Origin of the sequence: Cupriavidus sp. D384 (genome assembly GCF_001652915.1) — a bacterium.
Classification (GTDB): Bacteria; Pseudomonadota; Gammaproteobacteria; order Burkholderiales; family Burkholderiaceae; genus Cupriavidus.
In genome coordinates this window covers 119,660-141,871 of record NZ_BBQI01000130.1, presented here as the reverse complement: position 1 = coordinate 141,871, position 22,212 = coordinate 119,660, and the positions used below count along the sequence as shown (strand labels likewise).

23 protein-coding genes are annotated in these 22,212 nt (G+C 65.1%); 13 read left to right on the top strand and 10 right to left on the bottom strand.

Annotation, left to right across the window (positions count from 1 at the left end):
• Window positions 1-55 precede the first annotated feature (55 nt).
• A complete protein-coding gene (gene pstS / locus A9J21_RS29565) occupies window positions 56-1,099 on the top strand; it encodes a phosphate ABC transporter substrate-binding protein PstS (RefSeq protein WP_066742469.1) in 1,044 nt (347 codons plus the stop codon).
• Between the two features lie 25 nt (window positions 1,100-1,124).
• Here pstS and A9J21_RS29560 read toward each other — a convergent pair whose 3' ends face one another.
• A complete protein-coding gene (locus A9J21_RS29560; protein WP_066742466.1) occupies window positions 1,125-2,060 on the bottom strand; it encodes a LysR family transcriptional regulator in 936 nt (311 codons plus the stop codon).
• Between the two features lie 106 nt (window positions 2,061-2,166).
• On the opposite strand from A9J21_RS29560, the gene A9J21_RS29555 reads away from it, so the two are divergent.
• The 3 genes from A9J21_RS29555 (at window position 2,167) to A9J21_RS29545 (ending at window position 4,623) form a co-directional block, all read left to right on the top strand.
• Entirely contained in the window at window positions 2,167-2,961 is a 795-nt protein-coding gene (locus A9J21_RS29555; RefSeq protein ID WP_066742463.1) for an SDR family NAD(P)-dependent oxidoreductase, read from the top strand.
• Between the two features lie 87 nt (window positions 2,962-3,048).
• Window positions 3,049-4,035, top strand: coding sequence for a tripartite tricarboxylate transporter substrate binding protein (locus A9J21_RS29550; protein ID WP_066742460.1), 987 nt, complete (start codon window positions 3,049-3,051; stop codon window positions 4,033-4,035).
• Between the two features lie 63 nt (window positions 4,036-4,098).
• Window positions 4,099-4,623 (top strand): carboxymuconolactone decarboxylase family protein, encoded by a 525-nt coding sequence (locus A9J21_RS29545; RefSeq protein WP_066742457.1) that lies wholly within the window; start codon window positions 4,099-4,101, stop codon window positions 4,621-4,623.
• A gap of 27 nt (window positions 4,624-4,650) precedes the next feature.
• Here A9J21_RS29545 and A9J21_RS29540 read toward each other — a convergent pair whose 3' ends face one another.
• Window positions 4,651-6,555, bottom strand: a complete 1,905-nt coding sequence (locus A9J21_RS29540; protein ID WP_066742451.1) for an ATP-binding protein — start codon at window positions 6,553-6,555, stop codon at window positions 4,651-4,653.
• Entirely contained in the window at window positions 6,545-7,264 is a 720-nt protein-coding gene (locus A9J21_RS29535) for a response regulator transcription factor (protein ID WP_066742449.1), read from the bottom strand. Before A9J21_RS29535 ends, A9J21_RS29540 begins: the two co-directional genes overlap by 11 nt.
• A 236-nt stretch (window positions 7,265-7,500) precedes the next feature.
• Between A9J21_RS29535 and A9J21_RS29530 the strand changes: the two genes are divergently transcribed.
• Complete coding sequence (locus A9J21_RS29530; RefSeq protein WP_066742446.1) at window positions 7,501-8,856, top strand: hypothetical protein; 1,356 nt, start codon at window positions 7,501-7,503, stop codon at window positions 8,854-8,856.
• Window positions 8,857-8,975: 119 nt separating this feature from the next.
• Here A9J21_RS29530 and A9J21_RS29525 read toward each other — a convergent pair whose 3' ends face one another.
• Both A9J21_RS29525 and A9J21_RS29520 read right to left on the bottom strand, forming a co-directional pair.
• Entirely contained in the window at window positions 8,976-11,219 is a 2,244-nt protein-coding gene (locus tag A9J21_RS29525; protein WP_066742438.1) for an NADP-dependent isocitrate dehydrogenase, read from the bottom strand.
• A 319-nt stretch (window positions 11,220-11,538) separates the two neighbouring features.
• Window positions 11,539-12,438: a YihY/virulence factor BrkB family protein gene (locus A9J21_RS29520; RefSeq protein ID WP_066742435.1), complete on the bottom strand. Its 900-nt coding sequence runs from the start codon at window positions 12,436-12,438 to the stop codon at window positions 11,539-11,541.
• A 151-nt stretch (window positions 12,439-12,589) separates the two neighbouring features.
• On the opposite strand from A9J21_RS29520, the gene A9J21_RS29515 reads away from it, so the two are divergent.
• The gene (locus tag A9J21_RS29515; protein WP_066742433.1) at window positions 12,590-13,222 is read left to right on the top strand and encodes a LysE family translocator; all 633 of its coding nucleotides are present in this window, start codon (window positions 12,590-12,592) and stop codon (window positions 13,220-13,222) included.
• A 39-nt stretch (window positions 13,223-13,261) separates the two neighbouring features.
• On the opposite strand, the gene A9J21_RS29510 is transcribed toward A9J21_RS29515, so the two are convergent.
• The 5 genes from A9J21_RS29510 to flgA form a co-directional block, all read right to left on the bottom strand.
• The gene (locus A9J21_RS29510; protein ID WP_066742431.1) at window positions 13,262-14,290 is read right to left on the bottom strand and encodes an FUSC family protein; all 1,029 of its coding nucleotides are present in this window, start codon (window positions 14,288-14,290) and stop codon (window positions 13,262-13,264) included.
• A 150-nt stretch (window positions 14,291-14,440) separates the two neighbouring features.
• Complete coding sequence (locus A9J21_RS32135) at window positions 14,441-14,611, bottom strand: hypothetical protein (protein WP_197497592.1); 171 nt, start codon at window positions 14,609-14,611, stop codon at window positions 14,441-14,443.
• 169 nt (window positions 14,612-14,780) lie between these two features.
• Window positions 14,781-15,245: a flagellar protein FlgN gene (locus A9J21_RS29505; RefSeq protein ID WP_066742428.1), complete on the bottom strand. Its 465-nt coding sequence runs from the start codon at window positions 15,243-15,245 to the stop codon at window positions 14,781-14,783.
• 7 nt (window positions 15,246-15,252) lie between these two features.
• A complete protein-coding gene (gene flgM, locus A9J21_RS29500) occupies window positions 15,253-15,570 on the bottom strand; it encodes a flagellar biosynthesis anti-sigma factor FlgM (protein ID WP_066742425.1) in 318 nt (105 codons plus the stop codon).
• A 253-nt stretch (window positions 15,571-15,823) separates the two neighbouring features.
• Entirely contained in the window at window positions 15,824-16,579 is a 756-nt protein-coding gene (gene flgA / locus A9J21_RS29495) for a flagellar basal body P-ring formation chaperone FlgA (RefSeq protein ID WP_066742423.1), read from the bottom strand.
• A 426-nt stretch (window positions 16,580-17,005) separates the two neighbouring features.
• On the opposite strand from flgA, the gene flgB reads away from it, so the two are divergent.
• From flgB to flgH, 7 genes are all read left to right on the top strand, one after another.
• Entirely contained in the window at window positions 17,006-17,422 is a 417-nt protein-coding gene (gene flgB / locus A9J21_RS29490; protein WP_066742590.1) for a flagellar basal body rod protein FlgB, read from the top strand.
• Between the two features lie 13 nt (window positions 17,423-17,435).
• On the top strand, window positions 17,436-17,843 hold the full coding sequence (gene flgC, locus A9J21_RS29485; RefSeq protein ID WP_066742421.1) for a flagellar basal body rod protein FlgC: 408 nt from the start codon (window positions 17,436-17,438) through the stop codon (window positions 17,841-17,843).
• Window positions 17,844-17,891: 48 nt separating this feature from the next.
• Window positions 17,892-18,560, top strand: coding sequence for a flagellar hook assembly protein FlgD (locus A9J21_RS29480; RefSeq protein ID WP_066742418.1), 669 nt, complete (start codon window positions 17,892-17,894; stop codon window positions 18,558-18,560).
• A gap of 69 nt (window positions 18,561-18,629) precedes the next feature.
• Complete coding sequence (gene flgE / locus A9J21_RS29475; protein WP_066742415.1) at window positions 18,630-19,886, top strand: flagellar hook protein FlgE; 1,257 nt, start codon at window positions 18,630-18,632, stop codon at window positions 19,884-19,886.
• A gap of 26 nt (window positions 19,887-19,912) precedes the next feature.
• The gene (flgF, locus tag A9J21_RS29470; RefSeq protein WP_066742412.1) at window positions 19,913-20,656 is read left to right on the top strand and encodes a flagellar basal-body rod protein FlgF; all 744 of its coding nucleotides are present in this window, start codon (window positions 19,913-19,915) and stop codon (window positions 20,654-20,656) included.
• A 55-nt stretch (window positions 20,657-20,711) separates the two neighbouring features.
• Entirely contained in the window at window positions 20,712-21,497 is a 786-nt protein-coding gene (gene flgG, locus A9J21_RS29465) for a flagellar basal-body rod protein FlgG (RefSeq protein ID WP_066742408.1), read from the top strand.
• Between the two features lie 8 nt (window positions 21,498-21,505).
• A complete protein-coding gene (flgH, locus tag A9J21_RS29460) occupies window positions 21,506-22,210 on the top strand; it encodes a flagellar basal body L-ring protein FlgH (RefSeq protein ID WP_066742405.1) in 705 nt (234 codons plus the stop codon).
• The last annotated feature ends 2 nt before the right edge of the window (window positions 22,211-22,212 follow it).

The window sequence follows — 22,212 nt, the reverse complement described above, 5'->3', positions numbered from 1 at the left end:
GCCTGAGTCCTTGAGCGGCGCGCCTGTCGTACGCTGAAAACAAGGAAGAACGATCATGGACTCGTCGCGTGTGCCCAGGGCTGTCCAGTGCGCGGTGCGCGCGTTCATGGCGACGATGCTGATCTGTGGTGCATGGGCCGGGCCGGCGATCGCCGGCGATGTAACCGGCGCCGGTTCCACGTTCGTGTATCCGCTGATGTCCAAATGGGCGGCCACGTATTACGCAAAGACGGGGCAGCAGGTCAACTACCAGCCCGTGGGATCGGGCAACGGCATCCGGCAGATCAAGGCGGCCAATGTCACGTTCGGCGCCACCGACATGCCACTCAAGCCTGAGGAACTGCAGCGTGCGGGCCTGGCGCAGTTTCCGATCGTGGTGGGTGGCGTGGTGCCGGTGCTGAACCTGCCCGGCGTGGCACCCGGGCAAATGCGCCTGACCGGGCCGCTGCTGGCGGCAATCTTCCAGGGCCGTATCGTCAAATGGAATGACCCGGCCATCGTGGCGATCAATCCCGGTGTTTCATTGCCCGACATGGGCATCACGGTCGTCCATCGCAACGACAGTTCTGGCACCACGTTCAACTGGACCGATTTCCTCTCCAAGGTCAGCCCCGAATGGCAGGACGCCGTCGGTGCCGGCACCACGGTGAAATGGCCGCTGGGTATGGGCGCCAGCGGCAATGACGGCGTCGCGGTCTATATCCGCAACGTGAAGGGGGCGCTGGGCTATGTGGAACTGACCTATGCGTTGCAGCGCAAGCTGCCATATGCCTCGGTGCAGAACCGTGACGGCCACTATGTGCAGCCGTCGCGCGAGTCGTTCAGTGCCGCGGCGGCGGCGGCGGAATGGAATCCCCAGCAGGACTTCTACCAGGTGCTGACGAATCCGCCGGGCCCGGCCGTCTGGCCCATTACCGGCACCGTGTTCGTGCTGATGCCACGGGGCTCGGGTACGCCGGCCGCCACGCGCGATGCGCTGGCGTTCTTCCAGTGGGCGCTGATGGAAGGGCAGGCCGACGTGTCGGCCGAGAACTACGTGGCGCTGCCCGAACCCGTGGTGAGGCAAATCCGCGCGTACTGGATGACGACCTTCAGGTAACGGGCCTGCGGGGCAAGGCCAGCCGCTACGCGCCGCCCGGCGGCCAGATCCATTCCGGCGCCTGCTCGATCAGGCGATCGGCGATTGCGCGCACTTCGGTCATGGCCTGCGTGGCGATGCCGGATGCCGTGGACGCCTTGCGGCTGACGATACCCACCGACCGTACCGGGCCATCCACGATCTCCGCCACCGACATGCCCTTGAGCGACAGCAACGGCATGATGCCCAGGTAGGGCAACACCGCGATGCCCAGCCCCTGCTTGACGAAGCCCGCGATGGTGCCGATCTGGTCGAGCTGCAGCTTGGGGCGGAACACCACGCCACGCTGCAGGAAGGCCGCGCTCATGTATTTCATGGCGGTGCTGGCGTCTGTCATGCTGATCAGCGGCAGGTCGTTCAGGTCTTCCATCCGCGTGCGCGCTCCCAGCCGTTGCCGCCAGGCCACCGGCGCCAGTAACACGAAGCGGTCGCGCAGGATCTCCTCGTAGTGCAGATCGGGGTTCGATGGCGAGGCCGACGCCAGCGCAAAGTCGACCTGGTAGTTGACCACGCGGCGCACGGCCGCCTGGTCGGCGCAGTCGTGAACGCTGATATGCGGCTGGGGGTAGCGCCGCTCCAGCGCCGCGCAAACACCGGGCAGCAGCACATTGGCCAGTGACGGCAGCGCCGCAACGGCCAGGCGGTGCGCCTCCTGTTCGGCCCGGTTCTGCATCTGCTGCAGGCCGGTGTCGAATTCGCCGACGATGCGGCGCGCCATCGGCACCAGCTGTTCGCCGGCAGGCGTCAGCCGCACGCTGCGGGTGGAGCGCTCGAACAGCGCGACACCGAGTTCATCCTCCAGATCCTTCACCGTCTTGCTCAGCGATGGCTGGGTGACAAAGAACTGTTCGGCCGTGCGGCTGAAGTTCAGCGACTGGGCCAGCGCAAGAAAGATGCGCAGCTGACGCGGCGTGACATTCATTCCCGGTACCTATCAATTTATCGATAAATGGAATTTCCGCAATAAATGTAGCGTGCCTAGAATGGGCCGGCAAATTTCACGACAACGTTCGATACGGAGACGCGGCATGCTGGATCTGAATGGCAAGGTGGCCCTGGTGATGGGCTGCGGCGCGGTGGCCAAGGGCTGGGGCAATGGCCGCGCCACGGCGGTACTGATGGCGCGCCAGGGTGCCAGCGTGTTCGGTACCGACCTGCACGTCGAGCACGCCAGCGAGACGCGCGACCTGATCGTGGCCGAAGGTTTCGAAGCCGAAGTCATGGCCTGCGACAGCACCCGGGCAGACCAGGTGGAACAGGCCGTGCAGGCCTGCATGGCCCGGTTTGGCCGGATCGACATCCTGGTCAACAACGTCGGCCTGTCGCAGCCCGGCGGGCCCGTCGACATGGACGAAGCGGTCTGGGACGCGCAGATGCAGGTCAACCTCAAGGGCGCGTTCCTGGGCTGCAAGCATGTCCTGCCGATCATGCAGCGCCAGGGCGGGGGCTCCGTGATCAACGTGGCATCGGTGGCCGGCCTGCGCTACGTGGGCAAGCCGCAGGTTGCCTATGCCGCCGCCAAGGCGGGACTCATGCATTTCACGCGCACTACGGCCGTGATTCACGCCCCCGACAATATCCGCCTCAACTGCGTGGTGCCGGGGCTGATGCATACGCCGCTGATCGAGGGGCTGGCCGCCAAGTATGCGAAGGGAGATACCGCAGGCTTTATCGCGCATCGCAACAACCAGGTGCCGATGAAGCGCATGGGCGACGGCTGGGATACCGCGCACGCGGCACTGTTCCTGGCGGCGGACGAAAGCCGCTACGTGACCGGCACGGAGATCGTGGTCGACGGCGGGCTGGTGGCCGCAACGCGCTGACAGGCTTCACCCCGTGGCGTATTTGCCTGGACGGGCCGCAGAGTCCGCCGGCATCGAGTCATCACCCAATCAAAACAGGAGACAACGATGGCACGCATTTCCCGACGTCTGTTTGGTGCCGCCGCGCTGGTGGCGACCGCCATGGCGGCGATGCTGGGCACGGCGCCCGCCAGGGCGCAGCAACCGTATCCGAACCAGCCCATCCGCCTGATCGTGCCGTTCGCGCCGGGGGGCGCCGTCGACCAGACCGCGCGCACGATCTCCAACGCGCTTGGCAAGCAACTCGGGCAGACCGTGGTGATCGAGAACAAGCCCGGTGCCAGCGGATCGCTGGGGGCGGGGGATCTGGCACGGGCCCGCCCCGACGGCTATACGCTGATGCTGGCCCTCGATTCCCAGGCGGTGAACCACTACACGGTAAAGAACCTGCGCTTCGATACGTTCACCTCGTTCGACTACCTGAGCCTGCTGGTGACCACGCCGCAGGTGCTGGTGGTGCGCAGCGACATGCAGGTGAAGAACGTCGACCAGCTGGTGGCCTACCTGAAGACGCATCCGGAGACGTCGTACGGATCGGCGGGCACCGCATCGGCGGGCCACGTGAACAGCGCCCAGCTGAACATCGCGAAGCAGCTGTCGACCACGCATATCCCGTACAAGGGGGCTGCGCCGTTGCTGACCGATCTGCTTGGCGGGCATATCCAGTACGCGTTCGCGGGCCTGTCGGTGATGCTGCCGCATATCCAGGCCGGCAAGATCCGCGCCCTGGCGGTCAGCTCGCCCAGGCGCTCGGCGATGCTGCCCGATGTGCCGACCATGAGCGAATCGATCCCGGGCTTCGAGTATCCGACGTGGATCGGCCTGGTGGCGCCCAAGGGGCTGCCGCCGGACGTGCGCGAGAAGATCCTGACGGCCACTCGCGAAGTCATGCATGATACGGAGGTGTCGAAGCGCTTCGCGGAGAACGCGTTCGATATCGTCAACAACAGCCCCGAAGCATTCTCGGCGCGCGTGAAGAAGGATTCGGACGTGATGGCCGATCTGGTCAAGCGCAGGATCATCGTCGCGGAATAGGCCGGCAAGGCAGGCACCACGGAACACAGGAACACAGGAATACAGGAAGGAGAACACGACACCATGGCAAACATTCCCTATGCCGATCTGTCCGATCCAGCGGTGCGTCCGCTGGTGGACCGCATCACGGCCGAGCGCGGCGGCGTGCTGCATCTGTACCAGATGCTGCTGCACGCCCCGCCCGTGGCCGAGGGCTGGCTGGCGTACCTGACGGCGATCCGTCAGAAATCCAGCTTGCCTGGCGCCTTGCGTGAACTGGTCATCATGCGTGTCGCCATTCTCAATGGCGCGCCGTACGAGGCCGACCAGCACGCGCCCATTGCGCTGAAGGAAGGCATGACGCAGGCGCAACTGGACGACCTGCCGGCCTGGCAGGACAGCAGCCTGTTCGATGACACGGAACGTGCGGTGCTGGCCTATACCGATGCCATGACGCGCAACATCCAGGTGGAAGCCTCGGTGTCCGAGGCCATCCGCCAGCGCTTCCCGCATCGGCAGGTGGTGGAGCTGACGGCCACCGTCGCCGCCTACAACATGGTGTCGCGCTTTCTGGAGGCGCTGCAGGTGCATTCGCACGACGCGCGCTAGCCGGGTTGCGATGGAGGGGGCCGGCGCTCAGGCGTTGGCCGTTGGCCGGGCCACGGCGAGCAGCAGGTCGAACCATGTGCCGTGCGCGTCGGCCTGCCAGCCGATGGTGGCGCCGATGGCCTGGGCGCGGCGGTGCAGGTTGGTCAGTCCGCGTCCGCCGCGCGTGGGCGAGACGGCGCCGGGGTCGAACGGCGCACCATTGTCATGGATGCGAACCGTCACGGTGTCGTCCACCGCGTGGGTCTGAACACGGATCACGGTGGCATTGCCGTGCTTCAGGATATTGGTGAACACTTCCTGCACGATACGCAGCACGTGCAACGCGCCTTGCGGGTCCAGCCACTGCAGCGGCGGCACGTCTTCCACTTCCCACACCAGCCCGATGCCCGCCGCCTCCAGACGCGGGCCCAGCCGGTAACGCAGCGTTGCCAGCAGCAGGAGCAGGTCTGCGGAATCCGGTTCCAGCGAGTCGATGGTGAGCTTGAGGTCGTCAATGCACTCGCGCAACAACTGCGCGACATCGATCTCCGCGCCGCGCTGCTCGACCACCCGCAGCGCGCTCATCAGCGATGAACCCAGCCCGTCGTGCATGTCTTCCAGCAGGCGCTGGCGCTCCTGCGCCAGTGTCTCGCGACGCTCGATCTCCCGAAGCTGCCGATGGCTTTCGTTGAGTTCGGCTTCGCGCTGCGCCAGACGCATCGCCAGGCTTGCATTGACCTGCGCTACCTGGTCCAGCGCGCCGATGTAGCGGCGGTACATCAGGTACATGAACAGCAGCAGCTGTACGCAGCCCAGATACGACAACAGGTAGATGCCTTCGATACTGATGCGGTAGTTCTGCAGCAGCACGTCGTGCACGGCGATGGGCGTGCTCATCGCGTTCCAGATCGAGAACAGCAGCGCCTCGCGCGAGCGGGCGCGCCACGACGCCTGCAGCGCGGCAATCGACGCCGTCAGGTTCAGGCAGACCAGCAACAGCTGCGCGAGCGGAAACAGGAACACCGCATGCGTGAACCAGGACAGCGGCAACGTGCTGGTCGCCAGGAAGACCACGATGCAGGTCAGCGCCGCTTCGAGCCGCCGGTAGCGCACGTCGAGGTAACGGAAGATGAAGACGTAGCACGCGAGGATCAGCCAGGCAATGCTGTTGAACGCCAGCCAGGTGAACCAGGCTTCGGGGATCGGCAGCGGATCCTGCCCCACCAGGTACTGCAGCGTATGCAGGAAGTAGCTGCCGGCGGCCAGGAAGCAGAGCAGGTAGCGCGATTCCGCGCGGCGCCGGCACCAGACCATCAGCGAGAAGATGCCGATTGCCAGCAATGCGCCGCTGGACAGATAGGGGAACTGCGTCTGCAGGAAGCTGCGCACGGCATAGCGCCATAGCAGCTGCCCGTTGGTGCCGATGCGCATGGTCGACAGCGCGCCGCCGACCTGCCCGGTCATATCCATGCGCACGACGATGTCGTGCGGGTGTGGCCCCAGCGGAATCCAGAGCGGATAGTTGTAGCTGTTCCAGACGGGACCGGCGCGCGAGTGCCAGCGCAGCTGGCCGTCGACATAGACGGCCAGGCGGCCCACGGTCTGCCATCGGGCCGCGTAGAGATACAGCGGATCGCCCGCGTTGGCGGTGCCGGTGGCATCGGGCACCTGTACGCGCACCCACACCGTGCTGACCGCGCCGTTGTCGAGCGAATCGGGCGTGATCTGGCGCGGCACCACGACGGGCAGGGGCGTTTGACGCCAGGGCTCGGCGTCTGCTGGCATGACCAGTTGCATCGGCGGCGATTCGAGCGACCCGTCAGGCGTGATGCGCAGCTGCGCGGTGGCGAGATGCAGGGGCAGGCTGGCCGCATGGGCGCATGCGCTGGCGAGGATCGCCGTCACGCACAGTGCCAACGCCAGCCATCGGTGCCAGATAAGCCTAGCGGTCATCGAGCAGGCCCTGCATGCGCGCCACGTTGATGGCTTCGACCTTCGAATGCACGTCCAGCTTGACGTAGATGCGGCGCACGTAGGTCAGCAGCGTGTGGCGCGACACCCCGAGGCGCTGGGCGATCTCGTCGTGAGAAAAGCCGCGCGTGATATCGGTCAGCACCTGGTATTCACGGGGCGACAGCGTCGTCGGCGGGATGGCGGCAGGCGGCAGGGGAGGAGGTTCGGCGGGGGCATCCGATGCTGGCGCGCGCATCCGTAGCAGCACCTGCCGGGCAATCAGCGGGCTCATCGGACTGCCGCCCTGATGCAGCGAACGAAGTTCGCGCACGATGTCCGCCGCACTGCTGTCCTTGAGGAGATAGCCCGTGGCGCCAGCGGCAATCGAACGCATGACGTGGGATTCGTCGCCGAACACGGTGGCCACCATGATTTCGCAGCGTGGCCAGGCGGTGCGGGCGGCGTGGATCGCATCGATGCCGGAGCCGTCGGGCAGGCCAAGGTCGATGACCAGGATGTCGGCCGGGCTGGAATCGCGCAGCAACGACAGCCCCGCGGACAACGTGGCCGCAGTGCCGGCCGAACGCATGTCCGGAGCGCTGGACAGCGCCTGCATGAATGCGGTGCTGAAGCGTGGATCGTCCTCGATCAGGGCGACACGGACAGGCGGGGCAGGCTGGACAGGCGGATTGGGGCGGGTGTTCGTCACGAGGCGTCGGGTTGCGAAGTCGTCAAGGCTGCGCACGACGACTCTGGCAGCGGCTCGTGCAACCGCGAACGTCCCTACTCAAGAGGGGAGGTGGCCTTATGTCACATGTTCGGGGGACATACACGCCGCGAGGATAAGGCTACGATTCGCCCGAATTGTTGCACGCGTTGCGCGGATGCGAAACCACGGCGCAAAACGTGCATGCACCAAAACAACAGACGGGGAAGAGGGGCAGCATGAAGATTGCGACGACGCAACGGGCATTGGGTGCACTGGCGGGTGCATGGATCGTCAGCCTGGCATTGGCCGGGTGCGGCGGGGGTGATGGGGGAAGCAGCGGGGCAGCAAGCAGTGCCGGCAACGGCTCGGCAGGCGCCGGCGGTAGCGCGGGCACCGGCGGCAGCGGCAGCACCGGTGGCTCGGGTGGCACGGGAGACAACGGTGGTGGCGGGTCGGTCACGCCCGCTGCAGTCACCTATATGGGCGTCATCAGTTTTGGGGACACCATTGCCGTCACGCTCGACGCGCCGGCAGCCGGCAAGCTCAAGATCCGGTTTGCGGATTCCGCGTTCGGTCTGAGCGGCACGCTGGTCGGCGACTATACGAAGAACGGTGGCATCTACACCGTCGCCAACCTTGCCGTGGACGACGCAGATCCGCCGCCTGCCTTCGTGTCGGCGCTGATCGGGTCGATCACGGCGGCGTTCACGGTATCGGGCACGACGTTGACCGGCGAAATCGCGGGGCTGCCGAAACAGCTTGGCGGTGGCAAGCTGTCGGGCCATATCAGCGCCAGCAGCGTGTCGACGGTCCAAACGCCCGCCAGCCTGGCCGGCATCTACAGCCTGATCAGCACGCAGTCCACGTACTACGCGTCAAGTGGCAACCTGCAGGTGCAGTTCGGATTTGCCAGCCAGATGCGCCTCGGTGCCGATGGGTCGGTGCGCATGTGCCAGGCCGGGTACAGCGACACCTGCAGCAACGCGGCGCTCGGCAGCCTGACGCTGGCCGACCAGACCCGCTATCCGGGCGCGTACGAACTGACGCTGGGCGGGAAGCTCCAGGGGCGCGTGTTCGCCCTGCCAGCCAACGGCGTGCAAACGCTCTACCTTGACCTGAACTATCCCAACAACATGGGTGATCCGATCACCGGCGTCGCGATCTTCCGTCCCGCGCAGACGCTGAGTGCCGCTCAGGTGGCCGGTCGCTGGACGTGCGCGCAGCCTGCCGTGTCGTTTCTGCGGTCGCCGACGCTGGGCATACCTGTTGTGATGGATGGAACGATGCAATCGGGTGCGTTCACGATTTCCGCCGATGGCGAGATCACCGACGTTGCCTCGGGATCTGCGGCCACGCTCTACACGAATTTCTCCAGGAACTCGACGGGCGGGGCCGCGCAGATGGTAGTCATCGACGGCATCATGTCGACCGAATGGACCGTGCCGGAGGGCGCGCTGGGCACGCGCGCGCAGGTATTCCTGCCGCTGGACGCCTCAACGATGGCCTATTTCGCGGAGGTGCAGGTGCCATATCTGGATGTGCCCTTTACCGGCTCCGCACTGGTCCAGGGGAAATGCAGCAAGGCGGGTTAGCCGTCCGCAAGCCGGAAGCAACAAAAACGCCCCGTGGCATCTCTGCCACGGGGCGTTTTTTTGTCCGATGCATCATGCAGTCCGCGCGGGGCGGCCCACATGATGCCAGGATCAGGCGCTCAGGCCTTCACGGTGTCCAGCGCGGCGTTCAGCGTCTTGCTCGGGCGCATGATGGCTTCGAGCTTGGCGTCGTCCGGCTTGTAGTAGCCGCCGATATCCACCGGCTTGCCCTGCACGTCGCCCAGTTCGCCGATGATGGTCTTTTCGTTTTCCGTCAGTGTCTTTGCCAGCGGCGCGAACGTCTTTGCCAGGTCGGCGTCTTCCGTCTGCGCGGCCAGTTCCTGGGCCCAGTACATGGCCAGGTAGAACTGGCTGCCGCGGTTGTCGAGCTGGCCGGTCTTCGGCGACGGGCTCTTGGCGTTGTCCAGCAGCTTGCCGGTTGCGGCGTCCAGCGTCTTGGCCAGCACCTTTGCGCGGTTGTTGCCCGACTTGATGCCCAGCTCTTCCAGCGACACGGCCAGCGCCAGGAATTCACCCAGCGAATCCCAGCGCAGGTGGTTTTCTTCCACCAGCTGCTGCACGTGCTTCGGAGCCGAACCGCCCGCGCCCGTTTCGTACATGCCGCCACCGGCCATCAGCGGCACGATCGACAGCATCTTGGCGCTGGTGCCCAGTTCCATGATCGGGAACAGGTCGGTCAGGTAGTCGCGCAGGATGTTGCCGGTCACCGAGATGGTGTCCAGGCCGCGGATCACGCGCTCCAGCGTGTAACGCATGGCGCGCACTTGCGACATGATCTGGATGTCCAGGCCCTTGGTGTCGTAATCCTTCAGGTAGGTTTCCACCTTCTTGATCAGCTCGGCCTCGTGCGGACGGTACGGGTCCAGCCAGAACACGGCCGGCATGCCCGAGTTGCGGGCGCGCGTGACGGCCAGCTTCACCCAGTCGCGGATCGGCGCGTCCTTGACCTGGCACATGCGCCAGATGTCGCCCTGCTCGACCTGCTGCGTCAGCGCCGTCAGCACTTCGCCGGTGGCGTTGTCGACGATGCGGGCTTCGCCGTCTTCGGGGATCTCGAAGGTCTTGTCGTGCGAACCGTATTCTTCAGCCTTCTGCGCCATCAGGCCGACGTTCGGCACCGTGCCCATCGTCACCGGGTCGAAGGCGCCGTTGGTCTTGCAGAAGTTGATGATTTCCTGATAGATGCGGGCGAACGTCGATTCCGGGATCAGGCACTTGGTGTCCTTGGTACGGCCGTCGGCACCCCACATCTTGCCGCCGATACGGATCATGGCTGGCATCGAAGCGTCGACGATCACGTCGTTCGGTGCGTGCAGGTTCGAGATGCCCTTGGCCGAATCCACCATCGCCAGTTCCGGACGATGTTCGTGGCAGGCGTGCATGTCGCGGATGACTTCTTCCTTCTTCGACTCCGGCAGCGCGTCGATCTTGGTGTACAGGTCAACCAGGCCGTTGTTGACGTTTACGCCCAGTTCGTCGAACAGCTTCTGGTGCTTGGCAAAGGCGTCCTTGTAGAAGACCTTGACGGCGTGGCCGAACACGATCGGGTGCGACACCTTCATCATGGTGGCCTTGACGTGCAGGCTCAGCATGACGCCGGTCTTGCGCGCGTCTTCCATCTGGTCTTCGTAGAAGGCCAGCAGGGCCTTCTTGCTCATGAACATGCTGTCGATGACCTCGCCATCCTGCAGCGAGACCTTCGGCTTCAGCACCACGGTCTTGCCGCTCTTGGTCACCAGTTCCATGCGGACTTCACGTGCCTTGTCCAGCGTGATCGACTTTTCGCCGTGGTAGAAGTCGCCGTGCTTCATGTGGGCCACGTGCGTGCGCGAGGCCATGCTCCAGTCACCCATGCTGTGCGGGTGCTTGCGGGCGTAGTTCTTGACGGCGGCCGGCGCGCGGCGATCGGAGTTGCCTTCGCGCAGCACCGGGTTCACGGCGCTGCCCAGGCACTTCGAGTAGCGCTTCTGGATGGCCTTTTCTTCGTCGGTCTTCGGATCTTCCGGGAAGTCGGGGATCTTGTAGCCCTTCGACTGCAGTTCCTTGATCGCGCTGACCAGCTGGAACACCGAGGCGCTGATGTTCGGCAGCTTGATGATGTTGGTGTCCGGGTCCTGCGTCAGGCGGCCCAGTTCGGCCAGGTTGTCCGGCACGCGCTGTTCTTCGGTCAGGAATTCCGGGAATTCGCCCAGGATACGGCCAGCCACCGAGATGTCGCTGGTTTCGACGTTCACGCCGGCCGGGCCGGTGAACGTGCGGATGATAGGCAGGAAGGCACTGGTGGCCAGCAGCGGAGCTTCGTCGGTTAGGGTGTAGATGATGGTGGGCTGCTGGTTGCTCATCGCTTATCTCGCATCAAATTCGGGTTGGGAAATGCCACGCCCGGGTCGCGGTGCGGGGCAAGATTCGAATTTTGCCTGATTTTGCATGGCGGAGGTACGCTCCTTCATGTGAAATTTGTGTGCTGTATGCAGCGGCATTCAACGCTGCTTTGCGCATCTGTCAGGCTTCAGCATGCAATGGCTTGCAAGTTCATCAATTTAGGTCGGAATCCGGAACCTGCAAAATTCTCGATTCTTATGTCTTATAGAAGAGTTCGAGTACGGTGCTCGGGTATTTGCTCCCGGCGTGTGATGATTTAGCAACTTATGTCGATGGCGATCAGGTGTGGAAGGTCGCGCCATCGCGGGCCACCTCGGGCGGCTCGCCGCCCCGCTCGAAATCCGCAATGATCTGGGCGCCGAACAGCAGCAGGGTGGCGGCAATCTCCAGGCTGAGCAGCACGACGATGGCTGTGGTCAACGATCCATAGACCTTGCCGACCTGGGAAAGTGTCGAAAAGTACCAAACCAGCACATGGCGAGAGATTTCCCACAGGACGGCGGCAAAGACCGCCCCGGCCAGCGCGTGCCGCACTGACAGCCGGCCTACCGGCATCACCAGGTAGATCGACGTCAGCAGCAGGATCTCGCCCAGGAAACCCAGCCCGTACAGCAGCCAGCCGGACAGGCGGCCCAGCGACCAGTCGTGGCCCAGCACCTCCAGATGCCGTTCGCCGATGGTCTGCAGGCCGCCCGCCACCACGGTCACGATCAGCAGCCCGATGCTGAGCACGAGGATGTAGCAATAGGGCAGGATCGCGGACACCAGGAAATGGCGCCGCCGGATGGCCACGCGATGGATGAAGATCACCGACATCGCGTTTTCCAGCACCGTGAACGCCAGCGAGCTGAAGAAAATCATCGTAATGGCCAGTACCCAGCCGATGACGCCGCGATTGTTGAGAAAGCGGGCAAGTTCGGTGACCAGCGCATGCGATTGTCCCGGCAGCAGCCATTCCAGATAGCGCTCCAACGTTTCGAGCAATTCGACGGGATCCAGCACCTGCGACAGGCCGATCAGCATCAGGATCAGCAGCGGCACGATCGAGAGCAGCGCGTAGTAGGCCACGGCGCCGGCCAGCAGCAGGCCCTGGTTGGCGCGAAAGTGGACCAGCGCATCGAGCAGGAACCGGCCGGGGTGGCGGAGCACCAGGCGGATACGGGCGTCGAGGAGTTGCATGGCGGCACACCGGGACGGGGTGCCCTCAATGTGGCCGAGGGCGGCGCATTAGGCAAGGGGATGTTGTCTGACACGGTGCCGTACGCCCCCCTATAATGGTCCGTCCCTTTCGACAAGACCAACAAGAACACCTCATCGGGAAGCCCCCATCATGCTCACCTGGCACGAACTCGCGTTCTTCTCCCTGGCCTGTCTGATCCTGGTGCTGACACCGGGCCCGAACATGATCTACTGCGTGTCGCGCGCGCTGTGCCAGGGGCGAGGCGCCGGACTGGTTTCGCTGGCGGGCGTGCTGCTTGGATTTGTCGTCCACCTGATGGCTGCGTCGCTGGGCCTGACCGCCTTGCTGATGGCCGTGCCATTCGCGTTCGATGCGATCCGGCTGATGGGCGCGGCCTACCTGCTCTGGCTGGCCTGGCAGGCGGTGCGTCCGGGCGGCAGCGCGCCGTTCCAGGCGCGCACGTTGCCGGCCGATCCGCCGCGCAAGCTGTTCAGCATGGGGTTCGTCACGAACCTGCTGAATCCCAAGGTTGCCATGTTCTACCTGTCGTTCTTCCCGCAATTCCTGCATCCCGAAAACGGCTCGGTGCTGATGCAGAGCCTGCAGCTTGGTGCCGTGCAGATCGGCGTCAGTGGCGCGGTGAACTGCCTGCTGGTGCTTGGCGCGTCGGGCATCACGGCATTCCTGTCGCGCAGCGAGCGATGGCTGCGCGCCCAGCGCTATGTCATGGGTACGGTGCTGGGTGCGCTGGCGTTGCGGATCGCGATGGCGGATCGCAGGTAAGCGAACCCGAACGGGCCCGGGCAAGGGCGCCGCGGCCGGTCAGTGGGCGCCGTACGGAAAGCGGGTTTGCGCCGCCATCTGCGACAGGTGATCGCGCAGGTGGGCCAGTTCCGCGGACAACTGCAAGGTCAGGAAAGCATGGGAGCTTTGCCCGATCGACGGGTCGTCCGGGTGCGGCGATGGCAGCGACGGGTGCAGATGCACCATCGTCTGGTCGCCCGCTTCCAGCGCGGACGCCATCTCCAGCAGCAGGTCACGGATGTTGTGCTCGTCGCTGGTGTCTTCCACGGCATCGGGGTCGATGGCGGCCAGCATCTCCAGGGCGCTGATGCAGACGCGGGCGCTGTGCTGGACTTCTTCCAGGTCGGACGTGGGCACCCGGGTTTCCTTGGACACCGACGGAATCAGGCTGCGCATCTGCACCAGCAGGCCCGACAGCTTCATCATGTCCTGCTGCCGTTCCTTCTCGTCGCGCTGGCCCCGCTCGATCTTGGCATGCACCGCCGCACACGCGCGTAGCAGGCTGGCCAGCTTGAACCGCCAGGAATATGACGCATACGCCGGGAATGCGAATGAGAACACCAGCGCGATGGCGGTGCCGATCAGGACATCGACGGTGCGCCACAGCGCGTCATAGACGTCCTGGTTGCCGTGCCCGGCCGTAATGACCACGGTCACGGCTGCCAGCAAGGCGATATATCCGCCCTTGCCTACGGCGTGGTAGGCGCAATAGCCGCAGATGACGGCCATCAGGCCCCAGGTCAGCGTGGGGATGCCGAAGTAGTTTTCCTGGATGATCAGGAACAGGCCGATCAGGGCGCCGATCACCGTGCCGGCGCCGCGCTCGGCGGCCCGCCGGCGGATATTGCCGTGGTGCTGCAGCCCGCCGATGACCACCAGCACGGTGATGGTGGCCCATTCGCCGTGCGGAATATTGATACCGGTAGTGAGCGCAATCGACACCAGCAGGGCCAGCGCCACGCGCGTGGCGTGGAAGATGCGGGCTTGCCGGAATCGTCGGTCGGGGTCTAACAGCGCGCTGGTTGTTTTTCGCAGGGCCTCGAACATGGCGGCGATCACCGTGCGGAGATCTGAACGCTTCGAGTGTATAGAGCGCGGCCCATGTTCCGCAATGTTTACATTCTGCGGAGGGGCCGGCCGGGTCAGGCCCGGCGTCGTGCTGTCGAGGTCCACGGCGGTGTCGGCCAGCCGTGGCAATCAGGAGGGGTCTTTGGTGCGGGTACGCGAGACCGCCGACATGATGCCGATGCCGAGCACGATCACGCAGGCGATGCCGATATAGACATGCGCCACGCCGGCCACGGAGAGCCCCCAGGCGATGCCGCCCACCAGTACCACGAGACCGATCACATAGAGCAGGAATGACATGGCTGTACCTCCGGACATTGTTTTGGTTACCGGACGTCACTCCGCTGCGCCGGCAGGCTGCAGCGGGTGGCTCAATGTCAATGTAGGGAGGATGCCCGTCGTTCGCGATCAGGCAATGGCCGAGCCTTGCGTAGGCAGGCTCTGACGCGCCGGCGGCCCGGCGTGCGCTTCAGCCTGCCGCCAGGCTTACGCCGCTGGCAGCCGCCTGGGCCTTGCCGTCGCGGCCGTACATCTCGTTCGGGGTCATGCCGCCCTGGCGCAGCACCTGGATGGCTTCCTGCGTGAATTCCAGATGGGCGTTGACGATGGCGCCATTCAGGTCGTTGGCGTCCTTGGCCTTGTGGGCGAAGAACACCACCTTGCGCCAGGCCTCGGCCACGGCCGGTTCCACTTCGCGGCCAACCAGCAGGCCGCCGTCGCCCGCGCGCAGGCCAAGGGCGATCATCTGCGCCTCGCGGGTGGCAGAGGCGCGCGTCAGCGCCTGAGCCAGTTCCATCTTCTTGTTGAGCAGTTCGCTCAGTGCCTGGAAATCCTGCCGCTTGATGGCATCGCGCTCTTCCGAGAGGGTGCGCCCGAAAGCGGCGATTGCGTTGGCTTCTACCGAAAGGGACTGGATCAGCGCTGCTTGGCTCATGTCAGGTTCAGGATTGGCTGCCGCCCTGGCTCAGCTCATGCAAAGAGGCGAGCAGGCCATCGGCGATCTTGCTGGGATCGATCTTGATCCGGCCTTCCGCAATGGCCTGACGGACTTCCGCAACCTTGGCAGCGTCGATGTCGCTGTCGCTGTCCTGCGTCAGGCGCGCACCGATGTCGCGCACCTGTGCGGCCAGCGGGCTGACGCGCACGCCGGTCAGGGCGGAGGGGTCCGTAGACGTGGCACCGTTGGCGCCCGCACGGGCGTTGCCTTCGGTAGCCGCAGTGTCGGCGGGCCGGGACGGAGTGGAGTTGTTGATCTTCACGGTGAAATCCTTGCTGGGTTCCTCTGAGTTATCGACCCGACGACCGGAAACTTTAGGCTGTTCGCCGGCAGATTTCCGGGTTTTCGGGTCGATCCCGGAGCAGATGCCCCGCATTCTCGCACGGTCGGTCTGCGCCGGTTGGTACGGCTGTCTGCTTCCTGCTGCTTCGGGGATCCCAGCCCGTGTGATGACTAACTTCCCGCTACTGCAAAAACTGCAAAAAAGTGATGTATCAACTTCTTTCCGGCTGTTCTTACTGCTGGAGCACCACCGTGTCGCCGCTGCGGACCACGCCGCTCACCACCTGGCCGTTGCGCAGGCGCACCTGCACGGCGCTGCCGGTGGCGGCATCGGTCAGTACCTTGCCTTCGCTGCTCAACTGGAACGAATCGCCCATGACGGTCACGTTGACGGTCTGGCCCGATTTCACGGCAATCGGCTTCTTGATCAGGTCGGTGCGCATCGGCGATCCGGCCGCGACGCGATTGGCAACGACCGAACCATCCACCTGCGACAGATCGGTCACCACCGCACGCGGCAGCGCGCCCAGGTCGCCCTGGCGCAACTCCAGATCGGCCGCCGTGATGGTCTCGCCCGGGCCCATGGACCGGGCGGCCACGTAGTAGTCAGTCAGCACTGACACACGGGCCTGCATGTAGCGCGTCCAGGGGCGTTCGCCACCGCAGCGCAGTCCCACGTTCACGCGGCCATAGGGCGCGGCGCCGGCGGGCAGGAACGGTTCGGGGTCCACGCATTCGGGCGCGCGGCCGCCCGACGGCGGCACCACCTGCACGCTGACCTTGCCCGGCAGCCCGATGGACTGGCGCAGCAGGAACTGTTCGACGGCGACCCGCGCGGGGTCGTCGTTGGCAAAAGGATTGCGGGCGGTCTGTGCCTGCGGGGCGCCCTGGGGCGCGACCGGCGTGACCTGGGCGGTGGCCGACACCGGGCCGGCCAGCGCAAGGCCGGCCAGTGCCATCAGCGCGGTGGCCTGTCGATGGAAAGTCATAGGGTCATCCCAGCAAGGATGGGGACGGCAGCGGATGCCGGGGAGGGGAACTGGCGGTGCGCCGCGTATACCCGTCCGGCGTGCGATGCCGTCGCACAACAGTTGAACATCTGTAATCGTTGCGCGCCGCGTGCCCTGCGTGAATGGAGCCGTGTCGCGCGTTGACCGGAGCGCCTTGTGCGGCGCGGCCCGGGGCCGCAAAACGGCGTCCGGCCATGCCAGTCAGTGGGAGCCATTGTAGGCAGCCTCGCGCGAGAAGCCGAACTGGAAATGCGCAGGTTTCTCGTCCCTATTCAGACGATTGGCGTGACAACCCGGCCCCTAAGATGGCAACCCTGAAGAAGCCCGGCCGGGCGTATGCGACAGGTATACCCAGGTCTACGGCAGCTCTCTCCCCGAAATGAAGCCATTGCAGGAAAGGCAGACATCATGGACAGACTCGATGCGGCGTTTCGCTTCCAGCAGGAAGCACTGAGCCTGCGGACCCAGCGGCAAGGCGTAATCGCCTCCAACATCGCCCACGCGGATACGCCGGGCTACAAGGCACGCGACTTCGATTTCGCCAGCACGCTGGCCCAGTCGGTGGAACGCGGCAACCAGCAGCGCGACGGCGTGTCGCTGTCGACCACGTCCGCACGCCATCTGCCCGCGCAGGCGCCCGCCATGAGCACGAGCGACCGCGACCTGCAGTACCGCATTCCGCTGCAGTCGAGCATCGACGGCAACACCGTGGAAATGGACACCGAGCGTGTGGCGTTTGCCGACAACACGGTGCACTACGAAGCGGGCCTGACCGTGATGAGCTCGAAGATCAAGACGATGCTGTCGGCCATCCAGCAGTAACGGGAGAGACACCATGGCTTCCATGAATATTTTCGACGTGGCCGGCTCGGCCATGGCCGCGCAGTCGCAGCGCATGAACGTGACGGCGTCGAACCTGGCCAACGCCGACAGCGCCGTGGCGCCGAACGGCCAGCCGTATCGCGCCAAGCAGGTCATCTTCGAGATGGCACCCACGCCCGGCCAGACCGACGTGGGCGGCGTGCAGGTGGCCGGCGTGCTGGAAGATTCCGCAGCGCCGCGCATGATCCACAACCCCACGCATCCGCTGGCCGACGCCAACGGCTACGTGACGATGCCCAACGTGAACCCGGTGGAAGAGATGGTCAACATGATCTCGGCGTCGCGTTCGTACCAGGCCAACGTGGAGGTGCTCAACACCGCCAAGAACATGATGCTCAAGACGCTGACCATCGGTCAGTAACGGCAGCAGGACCCGAACGAAATCTCTTCCGGAATCAACTGAACAACCATGGCAACTTCCACCGTAGGCAGCAGCACCTCCAACTCTGCCGTGAACCAGGCCCTGCAAAGCGGCAGCGCCAGCGCGGCCGACCTGCAGAACAACTTCCTGACGATGCTGGTCACGCAGATGAACAACCAGGATCCGCTCAATCCGATGGACAACGCCCAGCTGACGTCGCAACTGGCGCAGATCAGCACCGTGAGCGGCCTGCAGACCATGAACGGAACCCTGACGCAGCTGCTGACGCAGACCGCTGCCAGCCGCGCGATGGATTCCGCCAGCCTGATCGGCAAGACCGTGATGGTGCCGGGCTCGGCCGTGAGCGTGGCCGACGGCGTCGCCGGCAAGATCGGTGTCGACGTCCCGTCGACGGCCGACAGCGTGACCGTGCAGGTGCTGGACAAGAACGGCAACGTGGTCCGCAACATCGACATGAAGGGCCAGACCGCAGGCGTGCATGACATCGCCTGGGACGGCAAGAACGACCAGGGCAACGCCGTGGCAGACGGCGACTACACCTTCAAGGTGGCCGCTACCGCCGCCGGCAAGGATGTCACGCCGATCGCGCTGGTCTACGGCAAGGTGCAGGCCATCAGCGGCGACAGCTCGGGCGTGCTGGTCGACCTGGGCGACGGCAAGACCGCCAACGTCGACGACGTCCGCCGCATCTCCTGATAACGAATCACCCGGTCCGGGCATACGCGCGGGCATTTCACGAACGACAGCCTACTTAGGGGAAACATCATGGGTTTTGGTCAAGGGGTAAGCGGCCTCAACGCCGCGGCGTCCAACCTGGACGTGATCGGTAACAACATCGCCAACGCCAACACGGTTGGCTTCAAGCAATCGACCGCGCAGTTCGCGGACGTGTACGCAGGTTCGAAGATCGGCCTCGGCACGCGCGTGAACGCCGTGGTGCAATCGTTCACCAACGGCAATATTTCGACGTCGGGCCGTAACCTCGACGTGGCCATCAGCAACGGCAACGGCTTCTTCCGCCTGACCAACTCCGATGGCCAGGTGTTCTATTCGCGTAACGGCCAGATGAACCGCCTGGACGACGGCCGCCTGGTGAACGCCACCGGCCTGCAGGTCACCGGCTACCCGGCTGGCTCGACCGCCGGCGGTGTGGCACCGCAGCCGATCGTGATCAGCAACGCGCAGATGCCGCCGAAGGCCACCACGAACATCGCGGCCCAGTTCCAGCTGGATTCGCGCAGCACCGTGCCGACCAACCTGTTCGCCAGCAACCCGGCGGCCACTCCGCCGGTGTCGCCGGACTCGTCGATGTTCAGCTACAGCACGGCCATGACCGTGTTCGACTCGCTGGGCAACAAGCAGCAGCTGACCGCCTACTTCGGCAAGTCGGTCGTGGCAGGCCCGCCCGTGGCCGCGGCACCGACCAACGCGTTCGGTGGCAATGACTGGTCGATGAACGTCACCGATTCCGCCGGCAACATCCTGCAGACCGTCACGCTGTCGTTCGACGCCAACGGCGCGCTGCGCGCTCCGACCGCCGCCGCGATGCCGACCGTCACGCTGCCGGCCAACAATGGCGCCGCCGCCATGACCGCCCAGCTCAACCTGACCGGCACCACGCAGTTCGGCGCCGACAACGATCCGAAGAGCATCGTGCAGAACGGCTACACGTCGGGCGCACTGGTGGGCTTCTCGGTGCAGGAAGACGGCCAGATCCTGGGGTCGTATTCGAACGAGCAGACGATGTCGCTGGGCCAGATCGCCATGGCGTCGTTCGGCAACGTCGAAGGCCTGAAGCCGGAAGGCGACAACGTGTGGTCGGCCACCGGTGCATCGGGCCAGGAACTGCTGGGTACGGCAGGCGGCGCGATGGGTACGCTGAAGTCGAATGCCGTGGAAGAGTCGAACGTCGACCTGTCCGGCCAGCTGGTGAACCTGATCGTGGCGCAGCGCAACTACCAGGCCAACGCGCAGACCATCAAGGCGCAGGACACCGTCCTGCAGACCCTGGTGAACATCTGATCGACGCATAGGCTGAAGCACTCGTCATGGACCGCATGCTCTACACCGCCCTGTCGGGCGCCAAGCAGATACTCGACCAGCAGGCCGCGGTATCGAACAACCTGGCCAATGCATCGACGCCGGCTTTCAAGGCGCAGGTGAACCTGTACCGGGCCGTCCCGGTGCAGGGCCAGGAAACGCAGACGCGGGCGTTCACGCTTGCGTCCACGCCCGGCGCCGACATGAAGGCCGGCCCGCTGACCTACACCGGCCGCGATCTCGACGTGGCGCTGCAGGGCAACGGCTGGCTGGCGGTGCAGATGCCTGACGGTTCCGAGGCCTACACCCGCGCGGGATCGCTGCAGGTGTCGGCCGACGGCCAGCTCCAGACGTCTGCCGGCCGCCCCGTGCTGGGCGACGGCGGCCCGATCGCCGTGCCGCCCGGTTCGACCGTGTCGATCGGCACCGACGGCAGCATCGTGGCGCGTGGCCCGGGCGAGGCCGCCAACGGCCTGGCCCAGGTGGGCAAGCTGCGCGTGGTCACGCCGCCGCCCGAGGGGCTGGCACGCGGCGACGACGGCTACTTCCGCCTGCGTCCCGGCGTGGACCCGCTGCAGCAGGACCCCAACGTGCGCGTGATTGCGGGTGCCATCGAAGGCAGCAACGTCAACCCGGTCGAGGCCATGGTGGACATGATTGCCAATGCGCGCCGCTTCGAGATGCAGATGAAGATGATCACGGGCGCCGATACCAACGACCAGCGGGCCAATTCGCTGCTGACGAACAACTGATGAAGCGCGCGGCACCAATCGCACGCTCAATGAATTTTCGAACCAGGACAACTCCATGATTCGCTCTCTCTGGATCGCCAAGACCGGCCTTGATGCGCAGCAGACGCAGATGGACGTGATCTCGAACAACCTGGCCAACGTGTCGACCACGGGCTTCAAGCGCAGCCGCGCGGTGTTCGAGGAACTGATGTACCAGACGATCCGCCAGCCTGGCGCGCTGTCGTCGGACCAGACCGTGCTGCCGTCGGGCATGCAGCTGGGTACCGGCGTGCGCCCCGTGGCCACGGAACGCATCCACACGCAAGGCAACCCGACGCAAACGGGCAACTCGCGCGACGTGGCCATCATCGGCCAGGGCTTCTTCCAGGTGACGATGCCGGACGGCACCACCTCGTACACGCGTGACGGCTCGTTCCAGGTGGACCCGAACGGCCAGCTGGTGACGTCCAGCGGCTTCGTGCTGAACCCGGCCATCACGCTGCCGGCCAACTACACGTCGGTCAACATCGCCCGCGACGGCACGGTGACCGTGATGCAGCCGGGCTCGACCAACGCCGCCACGGTCGGCCAGATCCAGGTTGCCACGTTCCCGAACCCGGCCGGCCTGGAAAGCCTGGGTGAAAACCTGTACGTGCAGACCGATGCCTCGGGCGCGCCGAACACCTCGGTACCTGGCCTGAACGGCGCCGGCACGCTGCAGAACAACTACGTCGAAGCTTCGAACGTGAACGTGGTGGAAGAACTGGTCAGCATGATCCAGACCCAGCGCGCTTACGAAATCAACAGCAAGGCGGTGCAGACGTCCGACCAGATGCTGCAACGCCTGACCCAGATGGGTTAAGAACGGGAATGATCATGGCCGCCACGCAGTATCGCATCGGTGCAATCGTCGTCTATGTCATCGCCGGCCTGGCCGCGCTGGCTAGCGGCGGCTGCGCAATGATGCCCAAGGAGCCACTTGTGCAGATGCCCACCACCGCACGCGCAGAACCGCGCGCGATGGCCCCTGCCACGGGCTCGATCTACGCATCCTCGTACGCGGGAAATCCGCTGTTCGAGGATCGGCGGCCGCGTAACGTTGGCGACATTCTCACGATCGTGATCAGCGAGAACGTCAACGCGAGCAAGAACTCCGCCACCAACGCCAACCGCACCGGCAGCACCGCGCTGGCCTTCAACGCGGTGCCGCGTGCGCTGAGCGGCCTGTTCAGCACCAGCCAGAACGCCGACATCAACGGCGCCAACTCGCTGAAGGCGGGAGGCGGCGCCAGCGCCGCCAACACCTTCAACGGCACGATTACCGTCACGGTGATCGAGGTGCTGCCCAACAGCAACCTGGTGGTGTCCGGCGAAAAGCAGATGGCGATCAACCAGGGTGCGGAGTTCATTCGTTTCTCGGGCGTGGTCAATCCGCGCACGATCACCGGCGACAACGCAGTACCGTCCACCCAGGTGGCGGATGCGCGCATCGAATACACCGCGAAGGGGTACATCGACGAGGCGCAGAACATGGGCTGGCTGCAGCGCTTCTTCCTCAATGTCTTACCGTACTGATC

Bases quoted from the DNA above. Each gene is read 5' to 3' on its own strand.
- pstS (WP_066742469.1), top strand. From the start codon at position 56: ATGGACTCGTCGCGTGTGCCCAGGGCTGTCCAGTGCGCGGTGCGCGCG.
- flgC (WP_066742421.1), top strand. From the start codon at position 17,436: ATGGCTTCCATGAATATTTTCGACGTGGCCGGCTCGGCCATGGCCGCG.
- flgA (WP_066742423.1), bottom strand. From the start codon at position 16,579: ATGACTTTCCATCGACAGGCCACCGCGCTGATGGCACTGGCCGGCCTT.
- A9J21_RS29480 (WP_066742418.1), top strand. From the start codon at position 17,892: ATGGCAACTTCCACCGTAGGCAGCAGCACCTCCAACTCTGCCGTGAAC.
- A9J21_RS32135 (WP_197497592.1), bottom strand. From the start codon at position 14,611: ATGTCATTCCTGCTCTATGTGATCGGTCTCGTGGTACTGGTGGGCGGC.
- A9J21_RS29510 (WP_066742431.1), bottom strand. From the start codon at position 14,290: ATGTTCGAGGCCCTGCGAAAAACAACCAGCGCGCTGTTAGACCCCGAC.
- flgF (WP_066742412.1), top strand. From the start codon at position 19,913: ATGGACCGCATGCTCTACACCGCCCTGTCGGGCGCCAAGCAGATACTC.
- A9J21_RS29505 (WP_066742428.1), bottom strand. From the start codon at position 15,245: ATGAGCCAAGCAGCGCTGATCCAGTCCCTTTCGGTAGAAGCCAACGCA.
- A9J21_RS29555 (WP_066742463.1), top strand. From the start codon at position 2,167: ATGCTGGATCTGAATGGCAAGGTGGCCCTGGTGATGGGCTGCGGCGCG.
- A9J21_RS29545 (WP_066742457.1), top strand. From the start codon at position 4,099: ATGGCAAACATTCCCTATGCCGATCTGTCCGATCCAGCGGTGCGTCCG.
- A9J21_RS29530 (WP_066742446.1), top strand. From the start codon at position 7,501: ATGAAGATTGCGACGACGCAACGGGCATTGGGTGCACTGGCGGGTGCA.
- A9J21_RS29515 (WP_066742433.1), top strand. From the start codon at position 12,590: ATGCTCACCTGGCACGAACTCGCGTTCTTCTCCCTGGCCTGTCTGATC.
- A9J21_RS29520 (WP_066742435.1), bottom strand. From the start codon at position 12,438: ATGCAACTCCTCGACGCCCGTATCCGCCTGGTGCTCCGCCACCCCGGC.
- A9J21_RS29540 (WP_066742451.1), bottom strand. From the start codon at position 6,555: ATGACCGCTAGGCTTATCTGGCACCGATGGCTGGCGTTGGCACTGTGC.
- A9J21_RS29550 (WP_066742460.1), top strand. From the start codon at position 3,049: ATGGCACGCATTTCCCGACGTCTGTTTGGTGCCGCCGCGCTGGTGGCG.
- flgE (WP_066742415.1), top strand. From the start codon at position 18,630: ATGGGTTTTGGTCAAGGGGTAAGCGGCCTCAACGCCGCGGCGTCCAAC.
- flgH (WP_066742405.1), top strand. From the start codon at position 21,506: ATGATCATGGCCGCCACGCAGTATCGCATCGGTGCAATCGTCGTCTAT.
- A9J21_RS29525 (WP_066742438.1), bottom strand. From the start codon at position 11,219: ATGAGCAACCAGCAGCCCACCATCATCTACACCCTAACCGACGAAGCT.
- flgG (WP_066742408.1), top strand. From the start codon at position 20,712: ATGATTCGCTCTCTCTGGATCGCCAAGACCGGCCTTGATGCGCAGCAG.
- A9J21_RS29560 (WP_066742466.1), bottom strand. From the start codon at position 2,060: ATGAATGTCACGCCGCGTCAGCTGCGCATCTTTCTTGCGCTGGCCCAG.